Origin of the sequence: Eggerthella guodeyinii (genome assembly GCF_009834925.2) — a bacterium.
Lineage (GTDB): Bacteria > Actinomycetota > Coriobacteriia > Coriobacteriales > Eggerthellaceae > Eggerthella > Eggerthella guodeyinii.
This window is the reverse complement of sequence record NZ_CP063310.1, coordinates 522,417-536,601: the sequence shown is the minus strand read 5'-3', so window position 1 is coordinate 536,601 and position 14,185 is coordinate 522,417. Positions and strand designations below refer to the sequence as shown.

Genomic DNA, 14,185 nt, shown 5'->3' with positions numbered 1-14,185 from the left:
CCGCCGCGGTTCTAGCCTCGGTTGATCACCTCGACCTGCAAACCCTCCAGCACGTCGAGGGCCTTCTCGTTGAGATCCGGGTCGAACGACGCGGTGCAGGCGGCGTCCACGATGATGGGCACCTCGGGGCAGGCCGCCTGCGCCAGCACGGCGTTCGAGATCACGCAGATGTTGGACACGAGGCCCACCAGCTCGATGCTCTCGAACGGCGGCTTGCCCAGCTCGGCCGCGGCAAGCTGGGCCACGCGCAGCCACTCGAACAGTTCGGCCGAACCGAACGTCGGCTTGCTGAACACCTCGTCCATCGGACGCACGAGCGACGCGATCTCGCCGTACAGCGCATGCCCGGGCGTGCCCTCGATGCAGTGCTCCACCGGCAGGTTGCGGCCCTCGCGCGTTTCCAGGTAGTCGCGGCGGTGCGTGTCGAGCGTCCACACGATCTCGTCGACGCGCTCGCGGTACGCCTCGATCTTCGCGGCGATGGGCCCCGCCAGCTTCTCGGCCCCCGGAAAGCCCAGCGCCCCGTCCACGAAATCGTTCTGATAGTCCACGACGATCAACAGGCGTTTCATGCGTTCCTCTCCTCGTTCTCGGCTTGTACTCTCTTCAGCTCGCTCAGCAGCCACTGGTACTGATCCTGCACGCGCTCGTACGCCGCCGCCACCGGCAGGCACGCGGCGGCGACCGAGGCCATGATCGCATCGTAATCGCGCGTCATCGCCTCCACCACCGCGGCGTCGATCTTGCCGGCGGCAACCTGGTCGGCCAGCAGCGCGAGCACCTTCTCCTTGGGATACGCCTGCTTGTAACTGCGCGTTCCCACGAGCGCGCTCACGATGTCGGCCACCGCGATGATGCGGTCGGGCAGCGTCAGCTCGTCGGCGTGCAGGCCGCGCGGGTACCCCGACCCGTCGAGCTTCTCGTGATGGCGCACGGCCGGCAGGATCATCTCGGGTTCGACGCAGTCTTCGAGGATGCGCTCGGTCAGCGCCACATGCGTGCGCATGACGGCCATCTCGTCGTCGTCGAGGCGCCCCGGCTTCTCCAGGATGGACAGCGGGATGCCGATCTTGCCCACGTCGTGCACGAGCGCGCTCGCGTACACGTGCGCGGCGGACGGCTGATCGCCCAGCAGGCGCAGCGCCAGCTCGTAGGCCACCCACGCCGTGGTCACCGTGTGGGTGACGGTGTGGCGGCTGCGGAAGTCGATGACGTGCACGAGCATGTCGAGGTACGACGTGGCCGAGCCGGTGCCGGACGGATCGGCCACGATATGCGAGCGATCGGGCGCTTCCACCCCGTCGCGCAGCACCGAGATCATGTCGAAGCGCCGCTGCGCCTCGGAGAACAGCGCCAGCGCCTCGGGCGAGAACAGCCCCGGCCGCGACGCCGCCAGCAGGCGCTCCACCTCGGCCGCGTCGGCCTGCGGGTGCTCGAGCAGCAGGATGTCCACGCGATCAGCCACGTGCAAGGCGGTGGCCAGGAACTTCACGTACGGGTTCTGGTCGGTGAACTGGTCGTAGGGCATGTGGTGGTACAGGATCACCTCGGCGTAATCGCCGAGCGGCGACAGCTCCTTGAAGAACAGGTAGCCGTAGAACGAGTGCTCCCACACGCTCTCGGTCTCGAACGCCACCATGCGGTCGATTTCCTCCGTGCGGTACGCCCCCACGTCGTGCAGCAACGCGATGAAGTACGCCGCGCGCCGTTGCGTCGCGTCGATCATGCCGTTCGCTTCCAGCATGGCGTCGAGCAGCGACGCGACCCGCAGCCCGTGATCGACGAGCCGCGGGTCCACGCAGTTGAGCGCACGCTGCACCATGACGGACACCGCGACGATGGAAAGATCGTCGTCGAAGCCCTCAGGGTGCGAGAATCGAGGCTGACGCGAAATCGTCAGTCCCCCTTCGTGCGTCCCTGCGGAGAAACCGCTCAATCGAGCTTCGCCATCTGGGCGCGCGCCTTGTCCAGCTGCTCCTGCACGTCGATGCCCACGACGTCGAGCCCCTCGGCCGCCACGAAGCGTATCTCGGGAATGCCGAACATCTTGGCGATGCCGCTGACGTACTCGAAGCCGAAGTTCGCCCCTTCTACGAAGCCGCCGCACGTGGTGACGTACGTGATGCGCTCGGCTTTGCAGATGCCTTCGCAACGCGCGTCTTCGGTGTAGTGGAACGTCAACTCGCACACGCTGACGTGCTCGAGGTAGGTCTTGAACGCGGCCGGGAACGAGAGGTCCCAGTACGGCACGCCGATGACGATGTCGTCCGCCTCGGCGAACTGGCGCGACAGGCTGAAGATGGGATCGTCCCACTCCCCCGCCTTCTGCTTCTCCGTGCGGTACGCCACGCGCTCGGCGTCGAACGGCTTGAGGTCGAGCGCCGCGACGTCCACTTCCACCACGTCGTCGAAGCGTTCCAGGTATTCGCGGCACAGCGCAAGCGTGCGCGATGTCTCGCCGCGCATGCACGCGTTGACAAACAGCGTGGTCATTCGTTCTCCTTCTATGCGAATCGAAGCGCGTGGGTGAACCCGGCCCAGCTGAGCGGGTCGGTGTCGCGCACACGCGCGCCAAAGGTGGGGGCATGGACGTAGTGCGAGCCGCCCGCGCTGCAAGCGATGCCCGCGTGTCCGTTGTAGCCGTCGCCGTAGCTGATCCACAGCACGTCGCCCGGCTGCGCCTCGGAAACCGGCAAGCGCGCGGCCGCGGCGTAGTACATGGATTCGGTCTGGTGCGGCACCGAGATGCCCACCTGCGCGTACGCCCACGTCACGAGGCCCGAGCAGTCGAACTCGTCCGGTCCGGCCGCGCCCCACACGTAGGGACAGCCGATGCGCGACAGCGCGTAGTCCACCACCGAGCCCTGCGAGGGGATGGAGGCGGTGTTCGTGCTGTACGCGTACGTGCGCGTGACCTGGGCCGCAACGGCAGCAGCTTCGGCGGCGCGCGCCGCTTCCTGCTCCTGCACCAGCAGCGCCTGCGCCTCGGCGTCCAGCTGCTGCAACGTGCTTTCCAGCTCGGTGATGGTCAGCTCGGCATCGGCCTTGATGCGCGCCGCTTCCTCGGTCTTCTCGGCGGCGATGCGCTCCTGCTCTTCCAGCTCGAGCTTCGCCGCTTCAACCTCGGCGCGCAGGTCTTTCGTCTGCTGCACCATCGCGGCGTCGTTGTCGTTGATGTCGTTCAGCAAGTCCCAGCTCGTGGCGAACTCTTCGAACGTGGTGGCGCCCAGGATGATGTCGAGCGCCGTGGACTGGCCGTTGCGGTACATGCTGCGCGCCCGCTTGCTCAGCTTGTCCTGCAAATCGGCGATCTGGGCGTTCGCCTCGTCGATGCGCGCCTGAGCATCGGCCACGGCCTGCACGGCCGCCTCGTGCTCGTCGAGCGCTTTGTAGTAGTTCTCGCCGGCGATGGTCAGCTGCTCCTGCATCTCGTTGATGCGGGCGCGGACGGAATCGGCCTCGGCGAACTTGTCGGCGGACGTGGGATCGGCAAACGCGAACGTCGGCCGCAGCAGCGTGGCCGCGCCCAGGGCGGCTGCGCCGAATAAGAACGTGCGGCGATCGATGCCGCGCGCAAAGTCAGTCATGTAAACCTCCTCGAATTCGTTGCGTATGCCTCCACGTTGAGTTGCACTCTCTTATTTTGGACGATTCGACACCGCAACGAGCAACGAATTCGTGACAACTATAACACGCCGGCTTGACGGTTTCACAATCTTCACGTCCTGCACGTAGGCGCAGATGACGTATCGAATTCCAGGGGTTCCATATCGAGATGCAGCGCTTGTTCGACCACTTTCATCAGCGCTTCATCGCTGATATCGGGGTTGATTTTCACCAAACCTACCAACCCGAAGATCACCACGCAGAACATCTCGTACACGAACTCGATCTCCACATGATGGTAGGCGGCGTACTCGACCACCACCCGATCGTTGAGGCAATCCACCGTCTCGCGCACCGCGCGCACGTCGAAGGAGTCGCGCATGCCCAGCTCCTCGAGCACGCGGATCATGGGCCGCAGGCCGTTCGCGTCGTACAGCGCGCGGCGGAACGCGGCGATGCAGGCCTTCAACGAGCCGGCCGTGTCGCCGAACACGCGCGACTCGTTCCACACGAGCACGCTCTCCACGAGGTCTTCCACGTAGTCGTCGATGACCGCGTCGATGACGGCCTGCTTGTTCTCGAAGTAGTAGTACACCAGCTCGCGCGTGACGTTCGCCTCGGCGGCGATGTCCTTCACCGTGGTCTTCCCTACGCCGCGCTCCTCGAACAGCACGCGAGCCGCCAGCATGATGTCGCCGGCCGGGCCGTTCAGCCGCCGGCTTTCGGGCGCACCGCTTTGTCGCCCAGCCGGGCGCCCCGTGGTGCTCTCTCTGTCGAACCGCATCGCGCCCTCCTGCGTTCAGGCGCGCATGGACGCCGCGCGCAACGCTTACGCTTGGCGTCCATTATACGGTGTTTGTCAGCGATTCGCCTCTTCAAGCTCCTGGTACGACTTCGTGTCGGCGTACAGCTGATCCTTGAGCGGGTTCAGCTTGAGGCGACGGATCTTGCGGAACTGGTACACCGCCAGCGCCGCGTTCGACGCGAGCGCCAGCAGGCTGACCACGAAGAACGCCGTGGGATTGTGCGTGGTGGGGATGGGCGCCAGCACGTCGGCGAACTGCGGGATGGTCATCACGAACATGATCCACAGCGCGAGCGTCTGCGCGCGATGCTGCAGCCACGCCCCCTTCTTGATGAAGAACGTGGGGATGGTGCAGGCCAGCAGCAGCGCCAGGCCGGCGTAGGCCGAGTGGTCGGAGATGCAGTTGTAGGTGTAGGCGAAGTTCCACAGGTCGTACGCGATGATCCACGCCCAGATCATGTCGGGCCAGATCATGTCCTTCGACGGATCCTTCGAGATGAAGATGCCGAACCAGCCGCAGATGGTGACGATGTTGAGGATGCCGGCGATGCCGTTCATGATGTTCCACGGCCCCGAGATGGTCCACAGGTTCTCGACGATACCGCCCTGCCACAACCCGAAGCTGAACACCTGGAAGTCGCGGATGACGGCCTCGGCGATGTTCACCGCCAGGATGAGCGGCGGGAAGCACAGCGCCCAGCGCTTCTCGTACAGGTAGTGCGTCTTCCCGTCCGCGCCGCGCCACTTCACGAACCGCAGCGCCATGAAGCCCAAACAGCCCGCCAGCGCCGAGTACGTCTTCACCCAGTTGAACCACGTGCCCGTGCCGTACTCGTTGCCCGGCGCCGCCGTGGTGGGCCACACGAAGACGGTCAGCACGATGGGCACGACGGCGAACAGCGTGATGCCCGCCCACAGCGACGTGCGCCCCAGCTCGTTGAACGCCATGAGCGCGAACAGGATGAACAGCCAGATGACCCAGTACAGCGGATCGGCCGCTTGATAGAGAATGCCCATGATGAAACCCCTTCCGACCCCTTTGCTCCGAGGTTCGCGCGCCGTGCCCTCCCGTTTCGGGAGGCCTCGACCAGACGCGAGCCCCGCCTTGGGGCGAGTATACGAAGAGCGGGCCGAGAAGTCTTTCACATCGAGGGCGTGTTTGTGAAAGAAGCGGCTGCGCCGGCGATGCTAGACTGACGGCAACAGCGTCACCTGGGGAAAGGGGTTTATCATGACCGTGCCCGTTTGGATCACGCCCATCTCGATGGTCGTGTACACCGTGTTGCTCATGCTGCTCACCGAGTTCATGCGACGGCACTATCGCGCGTCGATGTGGGTGTGGGTGGTGTCGCTCGTGACAGTGCCGCTGTGGATCATCAATATCCCCGGCGACGACTGGTTCCGGTGGGCGAAGAACCTCTCCGTCATCCTGCCGCTCATCTTCGCCGGGCTCGGCCGCATCGCCGCCGTGCAGCAGAAGGACACGCCGTTTTGGCGGCTCATGCGCAAGCGCTGGGTGCGCTGGGTGCTGTACGGCATCGTGTTCTGCAACATCGCCGAAGCCACGCTGCGCGACGTGCAGATGGGCAACATGATGAACGCGCTGGCCGGCTTCATCCTGTGCATCACCATGCCGTTCGGCGACAAGTACTGGAAGTACGACACGTCCAGCCACGGCGAGATCCTGTCCTACACCGTGCCCATGTGGAACTTCCTGTACACCACCTGGAACGCCTGCTTCGTGTACGCCGAGGGGCACGAGTTCTTCGCGTCCACCTGCTGCATCCTGGCGGCGGCCGAGCTGTACCCCATCATCATGCGCCGTCCCGAGCTGTACATCACGGGACGTATCTACACGCTGGGCGCGCACCTGTTGCTGCGCAGCTGCTTCCCGCTGCTGTTCCCCACCATCATGAACAGCGCCGCGTGGTTCAGCCCCGACGTGATGTACTGGTGGGGCATGGCGAACGGCATCATCGGCATCCCGTTCGTGTTCTGGTACTGCTACCAGCTGAGCTCGGGGAAGGCGCCGATCGTGTTCCGGCACGGGAAAGCGCGGCTTGCCTACATCGAGGGCCGCGCGAACGGCACGATCGACGAGTACGGCGACCCCGTGGCGCTGCCGGCCGGGAATACGGGCGCGGTCGCGCCGCAGGGACGCACGCCGGAGGACGAGGAAGCCGTGGGAGCGGCCGGCTAAGGCGGCGGATTGGCGCGAGCAAGATTGTCATGGGCGCAAAACCGCATCCCTGACAATCCTCAAGGCCATAACGAGCTCCGAACGAACCCCAGGTGGTATGAAAAATTCCGTCACCTGGGGTTTCTCTTGCTTCCCGAACGGCAAAGCCGGTATTGCGCGCCTCGAGATTGCCATGGCTGCCATTTCGCGCCCAACCCGAAAGAAATCCGGAGCCCCGAAATCGGGAGATCGGGAGAGCCCATTCGCATTACGGAGCCAAGGAAAGGCGGCGCGGCGGGCAAAGATTACGAGGACTCCGAGATGATGAACTCGCCGATCACCCGGCCGGTCTCGTCGTATACGGGGAGCCTTCGCTCTCTTTCGGTAGGCTTGCGCTTGAGCGGCTCGGACCGTGTGGCGAAATCGTATTTCTCGACTTCCACGTACCCCGTTTTCCCATTGGACGTGACAACCCCCATAAAGGCGTCGTTCTCAGCTATATCGCCGCCGCGGTAGCTGGCGTACGGACTGCCCGCCGCACCCGCAAACGCAGCGATGGCGCCTGTCGCGACAAGCATCGCGATCGTGATCGCGACGGATTTTGCCCAACTGGTTTTGAATGCGGATCGTGCCTCCATCGCAACCACCTCCAGAATGCTGGATCTTTTCGTCTTCGCGTCTGCGAGAAGAACTCGCCGGGCTGCATGCGGACGAGCTACCGGCGCTTCTTCTCGGCGTCGTCCAAAGCGTTCAAGGCGGCGTTGTAGCCACCGGCTCCGTAGGAGAGGCACTTCGACACGCGGGCGATGGTGGTGGCCGACGCGCCGGTTGCTTCCTCGATGGCGGCGTAGGACTTGCCGGCGTCCAGCTGGCGCGCCACGGCCAGGCGCTGGGACGTCTCTTTGATCTCGCGGATGGTGAACAGGTCCTCCAGCAGGGAGAAGATCACGTCTTCGTCATCGAGTGCCGCGAATACGCGCAGGAGGTCTTCGACTTCGGGCGTTCTGAGATCGCTCATGTTACTCCCCAATCCTCATCAGGCCGTATTCGATGGAATCCACGAGGGCGTTCCACGATGCCTCGATGATGTTCTCCGACACGCCCACCGTGCCCCAGCTGCCGTGCTTGTCGCGCGTGGTGATGACGACGCGCGTGATGGCGTCGGTGCCCACGTTCTCGTCGAGGATGCGCACCTTGTAGTCGACCAGCTCGATGTCGGCCACCTCCGGGTAGAAGGCCACGATGGCCATGCGCAGCGCGTTGTCGAGCGCGCCGACGGGGCCTGCGCCCTCGCCCGTGGCCACGAAGCGCTGGTCGCCCACGTGGATCTTGATGGTTGCCTCCGACATGGCGTCCTTCGCCAGCGCGCCGGTGTCCTCGTGGTCGTCCACGATGACGCGGAAGCTTTCCAGCGTGAAGTGCGGCCGGTACGCGCCGAGATGCCACTGCAGCAGCAGCGCGAGCGAGCCGTCGGCCACCTCGTAGGAATAGCCCACCGCTTCGCGCCGCTTGATGTCGTCGAGGATCTCCTGCGTCTTGTCGGCGTGTTGCGCCAGGTCGATGCCGAGGTTCTTCGCCTTCGCGATGAGCGACGCCTTTCCGGCCAGCTCGCTGACCAGCATGCGCTGCGTGTTGCCCACCGCCTCGGGACGCGTGTGCTCGTAGGCCTCGGGGAAGCGCGCGATGGCGCTGGCGTGGAGGCCGCCCTTGTGGGCGAACGCCGAAGCGCCCGTGTAAGGATGGTGGTTCGGCACCGAGAGGTTGCACGTCTCGGCCACGAACTGCGCCACGCTGGTCAGGTCGCGCAGCCGCTCCTCGCCCACGCAGGTGCAGCCCATCTTGAGCTCGAGGTCGGCGATGACGGTGAGCAGGTCGGTGTTGCCCACGCGCTCGCCGAAGCCGTTGACCGTGCCCTGCACCTGCACGGCACCGGCGCGCACGGCGGCCAGCGAGTTGGCCACGGCGCACCCCGAGTCGTTGTGGCAGTGGATGCCCAGCTGCTGCTCGGGAAACGCCTGCGCGACCGCGGCCACGATGGCCTCCACCTCGTGCGGCAGCGCGCCGCCGTTCGTCTCGCACAGGTCGATGGAGTCGGCGCCCGCCTCGCTGGCCGCGCGCACGCAGGCCATCGCGTAGTCGGCGTTCGCCTTGTAGCCGTCGAAGAAGTGCTCGGCGTCGAACACCACCATGAGGCCCTGCGCCTTGAGGTGCGCCACGGAATCGCGGATCATGCGCAGGTTCTCGTCGAGCGTGGTCAACAGCGCGCGGGTGACCTGCTCGTCCCATGTCTTGCCCACGATGGTGACCACGGGGGCGCCGCTGGCGACAAGGTCGGCCAAGCCGCGGTCGTCCTCGGCCGCCACGTCCTTCTTGCAGGTGGAGCCGAACGCCGCGATGCGCGCGTGCTTGAGCGGCAGGTCCTGCACGCGCTGGAAGAATGCGATGTCCTTCGGGTTCGACGCCGGGAACCCGCCTTCGATGAAATCGACGCCGAACGCGTCCAGACGCTCGACGATGCGCAGCTTGTCCTCAAGCGACAACGTGATGCCTTCGCACTGCTCTCCGTCCCGCAGCGTGCTGTCATACGTGAGGATTCGATTCACCTGAGGCGCTCCTTCGCTCAAAAAACGAAGCCCGCCGATGGCCGCGCAGAGCGGGCAACGGGGGCTTCGCACCATAACCGACTATCGACCTAGATTTCCGTCAACCACTCGCTGTACTCTTCGATGTTGCCGTACACCACGGCGAAGAAGCGGTCCTGCAGCAGGCGGGTGATCTCGCCCGGCTTGCCCACCACGCGGCCGTCGACGCTGCCGATGGGCGTGAGCTCGGCGGCGGAGCCGGTCATGAACACCTCGTCGGCCACGTAGAGATCGCTGCGCGTGAGGCTCTCCTCGATGGCGGGAATCTCCAGGTCGTCGGCCAGGCACAGCACCGTGTCGCGCGTGATGCCCTCGAGCAGGCCGTCGGACAGCGGCGGCGTCGACAGGATGCCGTCGCGCACCACGAACAGGTTCTCGCCGGTGCCCTCGCACACGAGGCCGGCCTCGTTCAGCATGATGGCCTCGACGTACCCGTGCTGCTTGGCCTCGAGCTTCGCCAGGATGGAGTTCATGTAGGACGCGGTGGCCTTCACCGCAGGAGGGATGGAGTTGTTCGTGCGCTGGCGCCACGAGGACACGCCCACGGCCACGCCGCTCTCGAGCGCGTCGGCGCCCAGGTAGGTGTCCCACGGCCACGCGGCGATGGCCACGTCGGTGGATGCGCCGGTGGGATCCACGCCCATCACGCCGTACCCGCGGTACACGATGGGCCGGATGTAGCAGGACGGCAGATTGTTCTTGCGGATGACCTCGAGCGTCGCGTCGCACAGCTCGTCCACCGTGTAGGGCAGGTCGATCAGCGCGATCTTGCAGCTGCGATGCAGGCGTTCCATGTGGTCGCGCAGGCGGAAGACGTAGCTCTTCTTCGTCTCGGGGTTCTGGTAGCAGCGGATGCCCTCGAACACGCCGGAGCCGTAATGCAGCGAGTGGGACAAGACATGCGTGGTCGCCTCGGCCCAGGGGAGCATCTCCCCGTTCTTCCAGATGTAATCCACTTCAGTGATGTCTGCCATGTTCGCATCCCTTCTCGCATGGGCCTCGGTCCCCAGCCTGACGTGCGGGTTCGTTCCTGATTCGTCCGCCCATTGTACTCCAATCGGCTAAAGTGCGCGCAGGTTTCCGGCGAAGGGTCACCGATTTGACGAAAGGGACAAAAAAGACGCGCCGAAGGACGGGAGGGAACGCCGCCTCGTCGATGCCGAGACTATAGCAGCAGGTCGTCCACCTTCTTGTAGGAGCCGATGCGATAGCTCTCCACGGCGTTGCCCTTCACCACGTACAGCGTATCGTCGATGTACACCCCGCGCGTGCCCGTCCAGCCGCCGCCGTTCACGTCCTCGGCCATAAGCTGCTCGAAGCCCTCCCCATCGACGTAGTCGAACACGTAGTACGTCTCGCGGCCGGCGTAGCCCGAGAAGCCGATCATGTTGCGATCTGCGCTGATAAGCACCGCGCGGTAGTCGTGGAACACGTCGGATCCGTACGCGTCTTCGATGAGGAAGGTGTCGGCCTCCTTCACGTCCGTCGGGTCGGACACGTCGAACATGGTCACCTTCATGCCGTTGGTGACACCGCTCTTCTCGTCCACGTCCATGCCGATGCCCAGCAGCTTGCCCTCGCCGTAAGGATGCAGGTACTCCGAGAAACCAGGAATCTTCAGGCTGCCGATTATCTGGGGGTTCGTCGGGTCGCTGAAGTCCACCGTGAACAGCGGATCGGTTTCGCGGAAGGTGACGAAGTACGCGGTATCGCCGAAGAATCGCGCCGAGTACACCCGCTCGTCTTCGGCCAGACCCGTGATGGAACCCACCTCCTCGAGATTCCCGTCCAGCACGTGCACCTCGTTGGTGGAGGTCATCTGCGAGGTTTCCGCATCCCACGTGTTCACCGTGGTCACGAGGCGCACCATGCCCTCGTGCTCGTCGATGCTGAAACTGTCGTTGAGGGTTCCGCTCACCTTCGTCTGCGCCACGCCTTCCAGCTGACCGTCATGGTAGGCGATCTTGCGAATCGTGATGCGACCCGGATCGGCCTCTCCCTCGGAGCGGGCGAGCGCGATGGGCCATCTGTTCTCGTACACGTAGATGTTCTCCGCGCTCACGTAGAGGGAATTGGAATCCGTGAGCACGGCCTTCTGGTCGACCGTCTGGGTGGGGTCGTCGACGGCTATCGAGGTGACGACCAGGTACTGGTTCGCCCCGACCGAGGGCGGAAGGTAGATGTCCTGGCTCGCGATATTCTGGCCGGCCACGCGGGGAACGTAGAACTCGGGATCGTCCGGGATCGTGGCGCAGGACACGTTGTAGGTGCTGAACAGGTACAGGTAGCCGTCCACGAGCCGCGACGACTGGTACCTGCCGCTTTGCGAGACCGAACCGAGGAGCACCGGGTCGCCCGGATTCGACACGTCGTAGGTTTCGAGACGCACTTCGGAGAAGTCGAAGATTTCGCCGCCCTGATCGTCTTCCCTCGTCATCGACACGTTGGTCAGCACGTACGCCTTGCCGTCGCGCACGTAGAACTCCGATATCTGGCCTTGGTCGCTCGGGACGATGCTTCCCACCTTGCGCATGGCATCGTCCGTCGCGTCCACCACCGCGATCTCGGCGGCGCTTTCCTGCAAGATGAAGAGGTGCTCGCCGTCCGTCTTGACGATGTCGGCCTCGTCTACGCCTTCGGTGCGCACGTTGGTATCGGAATAACCTGCGCTCGATGCGGCGCTTGCAGCCGAGTCGCTTTTCGCAGACAGCGCGCCCGAAGCGGCCGAGTCGGCGGACGACGCCGCTTCGGGAGAGGAGGCGTCGTTCAACGCGAGGATGCCGCCGGTGGCGGAGCCGTACAGGCTCTCCTGCTCGGTCCGATACTTCTCGAGGCACTCCTTCACCTGATCGTAGCTTTCCGCTGCGGCTATGCTGCCGTCAACCGGCGCGTCGGACTCGGCGGGCGAGGAGTCCGACGGAGCGCCCTTGTCCGACAACGCCGAGAAGGATGCGTCGTTTTCCGCACCGCTCGGCGCGGCCAAGAACGCGCGACCGGCGGCCAACCCCACGCCGGCAACCAGCACGAGACAGGCCGCGATGCCCCAGGGAACAGCCCGCCTGCGCCAGCCCGACGGCGCGCGGCGCGCAGGCGCAGCCGACGCGCCTTCCTGCGCTTGCGCGCGCTCCAACAGCGCCTCAACCGCTTCCGGCCGAAGAGACTCGGGCACGACGACGTCTCGCGTCGCCTCGTCGATCGCCTTCATCACGTCCTGTTCGTCCCGCGTCGTCATCGCGCCACATCCTTCAACTCGGCGGCCATCTTCTCCAGCGCTCTCTTGCGTTTCGAGCGTACCGTGTTGGCGTTCAGCTTGAGCGCGCTGCCGATTTCCGCGCTCGTATAGCCGCCGAACACCGAGAGCGACACGATAAGCCGTTCCTCCTCGCTCACTGCGGAGAACGCCAAGCGCACGTCCTCGCGGAGGTCGCCAGCCGAGCCCGGGATTGCAGCGCCATCCAAAGCCACCAGCGCTTCACGCCCGCTCGAGGGGTCGGCCAACGGCTCCTCGCGACGAGCACCCTTCAGCTTCCTGCGGCACACGTTTGCCAGAATAGCGAACATCCACGACTTGAACGCCTCGTCGCTCCTCAATTGATGACGCTGCCGGAACCCGGTCAAAACCGCCTCGCTGACTGCGTCTTCGGCGTCATGGGACCGCCCCATCATGCAGAGCGCGAACCGATACAGATCGAGGTACACCGCACCGTAGTGTCGTGCGAACACGCGCGCATCCATTGCCGACCGTACCCCTCTCCAAGACGTCTTTTCTATAAGAGTATGCGCAACGCCCGAATGTTGCATCGAATTTCTAAAACCGTGAAAAAAGACGAGCAGCCGAGCAGGGTCGCTCGCTCGGACCCCTCGCCCACGCGCGATACTCCCAGCGCCCCGCCGCTCAGAACCACCTGAGCCTTTTGAGGACGAGGAGCAGCGCGACCGACGCGAGGACGGTGCAGCAGGTGACGATGCCGAAGCCCCAGGGAATCTCGGACAGGGGGATGCCCAGCAGGTTCATGCCGAAGAACCCCGCCACCGCGGTGGGGACGCACAGGACGAGCGACACGGTGGCCACCACCTGCATGGTGCGGTTCAGGTCGTGGTTCATGAGCAGGCTGAAGTGCTCGATGGTGGAGTCGAGGATCTCGGAGTAGATGCGCGTCGTCTCGAGGGCCTGGCGGTTCTCGATCATCACGTCGTCGAAGCGGTCGCGCTCCTCGGAGGAGACGAAGGGCATGCGGCGCAGGTGCTTCTCGAATATGGCATCGTTCGTGGCCAGCGACGTCTTGAAATAGACGAGGGACGAGTCGAGGTTGTAGAGGTCTTCGAGCTCCTTGCGCGACGGGTGCTTGACCGCGGCCATGAGGTCGACGCGACGGCGGTTGATCAGGCGCAGCGCTGCGAAATACGCCGCCGACGAGGCCGTGAGGATGTCGTCGGCGAACGCCCGCACGTCGCTCGGGCTCGACAGGTCCTTCGAGGCCATGAGCTGCTGGATGAGTGGGATCTTGTACACCGTGCACACGGTTATCACGTTGCTCGGGGTTTCGAACAGGGCGAACGGGATGGTTTTGTAGCTGCGCTCGTTCGACGACCGATCGCGCACGGGCGTGTCGAGGATGAACATGGTGTAGTCGCCGTTGCGCTCGATGCGCGACACCTCCTCGAGGTCGAGCGCGGCGCGCGCGTCCTCCTCCTCGATGCCGAAGCGATCGCCGAGCCAGGCCAGCTCGTCGGCCGTGGGCTCGAACAGCGCGATCCAGCATCCGGGCGCTTCCTCGTCGATCTTCTGGAGCGCATGCTGCTCGCTCGTGCGGAAATACTCGATCATACGATGCCGCCCATGGAAACGCTCCTTTGCGAGACGCGCGGAAACCGGAACCTGCAAGGCCGTCGCGCCGCAGCGCCCGCCCCGCAGGTTCCGATTATAGTGCATGCGCCGCCCGGAGCGAGGGG

General features: G+C 64.9%; 14 protein-coding genes. 1 reads left to right on the top strand and 13 read right to left on the bottom strand.

Annotated features, from left to right (window positions below):
* Positions 1 to 11 precede the first annotated feature (11 nt).
* The 6 genes from GS424_RS02185 to GS424_RS02160 form a co-directional block, all read right to left on the bottom strand.
* The gene (locus GS424_RS02185) at positions 12 to 572 is read right to left on the bottom strand and encodes a cysteine hydrolase family protein (RefSeq protein ID WP_160941955.1); all 561 of its coding nucleotides are present in this window, start codon (positions 570 to 572) and stop codon (positions 12 to 14) included.
* Entirely contained in the window at positions 569 to 1,822 is a 1,254-nt protein-coding gene (locus tag GS424_RS02180) for an HD-GYP domain-containing protein (RefSeq protein WP_160941956.1), read from the bottom strand. The genes GS424_RS02185 and GS424_RS02180 overlap by 4 nt, the downstream gene beginning before the upstream one ends.
* 110 nt (positions 1,823 to 1,932) lie before the next feature.
* A complete protein-coding gene (locus GS424_RS02175) occupies positions 1,933 to 2,493 on the bottom strand; it encodes an NAD(P)H-dependent oxidoreductase (RefSeq protein ID WP_160941957.1) in 561 nt (186 codons plus the stop codon).
* 11 nt (positions 2,494 to 2,504) lie between these two features.
* Positions 2,505 to 3,587 carry a C40 family peptidase gene (locus GS424_RS02170; protein WP_160941958.1) on the bottom strand — a complete coding sequence of 361 codons (1,083 nt, stop codon included), beginning with the start codon at positions 3,585 to 3,587 and terminating at the stop codon, positions 2,505 to 2,507.
* Between the two features lie 131 nt (positions 3,588 to 3,718).
* On the bottom strand, positions 3,719 to 4,390 hold the full coding sequence (locus GS424_RS02165; RefSeq protein ID WP_160941959.1) for a TetR/AcrR family transcriptional regulator: 672 nt from the start codon (positions 4,388 to 4,390) through the stop codon (positions 3,719 to 3,721).
* A gap of 75 nt (positions 4,391 to 4,465) precedes the next feature.
* Complete coding sequence (locus GS424_RS02160; RefSeq protein ID WP_160941960.1) at positions 4,466 to 5,428, bottom strand: DUF5692 family protein; 963 nt, start codon at positions 5,426 to 5,428, stop codon at positions 4,466 to 4,468.
* Between the two features lie 214 nt (positions 5,429 to 5,642).
* Between GS424_RS02160 and GS424_RS02155 the strand changes: the two genes are divergently transcribed.
* Entirely contained in the window at positions 5,643 to 6,611 is a 969-nt protein-coding gene (locus GS424_RS02155) for a hypothetical protein (RefSeq protein ID WP_244977642.1), read from the top strand.
* Positions 6,612 to 6,895: 284 nt separating this feature from the next.
* Here GS424_RS02155 and GS424_RS02150 read toward each other — a convergent pair whose 3' ends face one another.
* From GS424_RS02150 to GS424_RS02120, 7 genes are all read right to left on the bottom strand, one after another.
* Positions 6,896 to 7,228 carry a hypothetical protein gene (locus GS424_RS02150; protein WP_160941961.1) on the bottom strand — a complete coding sequence of 111 codons (333 nt, stop codon included), beginning with the start codon at positions 7,226 to 7,228 and terminating at the stop codon, positions 6,896 to 6,898.
* A 77-nt stretch (positions 7,229 to 7,305) separates the two neighbouring features.
* Positions 7,306 to 7,608 (bottom strand): YerC/YecD family TrpR-related protein, encoded by a 303-nt coding sequence (locus GS424_RS02145; protein WP_101721432.1) that lies wholly within the window; start codon positions 7,606 to 7,608, stop codon positions 7,306 to 7,308.
* Between the two features lies 1 nt (position 7,609).
* The gene (gene cimA / locus GS424_RS02140; RefSeq protein WP_160941962.1) at positions 7,610 to 9,193 is read right to left on the bottom strand and encodes a citramalate synthase; all 1,584 of its coding nucleotides are present in this window, start codon (positions 9,191 to 9,193) and stop codon (positions 7,610 to 7,612) included.
* A gap of 89 nt (positions 9,194 to 9,282) precedes the next feature.
* Positions 9,283 to 10,206, bottom strand: coding sequence for a branched-chain amino acid transaminase (locus GS424_RS02135; RefSeq protein WP_160941963.1), 924 nt, complete (start codon positions 10,204 to 10,206; stop codon positions 9,283 to 9,285).
* Between the two features lie 191 nt (positions 10,207 to 10,397).
* Entirely contained in the window at positions 10,398 to 12,464 is a 2,067-nt protein-coding gene (locus GS424_RS02130; RefSeq protein WP_160941964.1) for a beta-propeller domain-containing protein, read from the bottom strand.
* The gene (locus GS424_RS02125; protein WP_160941965.1) at positions 12,461 to 12,967 is read right to left on the bottom strand and encodes an RNA polymerase sigma factor; all 507 of its coding nucleotides are present in this window, start codon (positions 12,965 to 12,967) and stop codon (positions 12,461 to 12,463) included. The genes GS424_RS02130 and GS424_RS02125 overlap by 4 nt, the downstream gene beginning before the upstream one ends.
* 160 nt (positions 12,968 to 13,127) lie before the next feature.
* On the bottom strand, positions 13,128 to 14,060 hold the full coding sequence (locus GS424_RS02120; protein ID WP_160941966.1) for a magnesium transporter CorA family protein: 933 nt from the start codon (positions 14,058 to 14,060) through the stop codon (positions 13,128 to 13,130).
* Positions 14,061 to 14,185 lie beyond the last annotated feature (125 nt).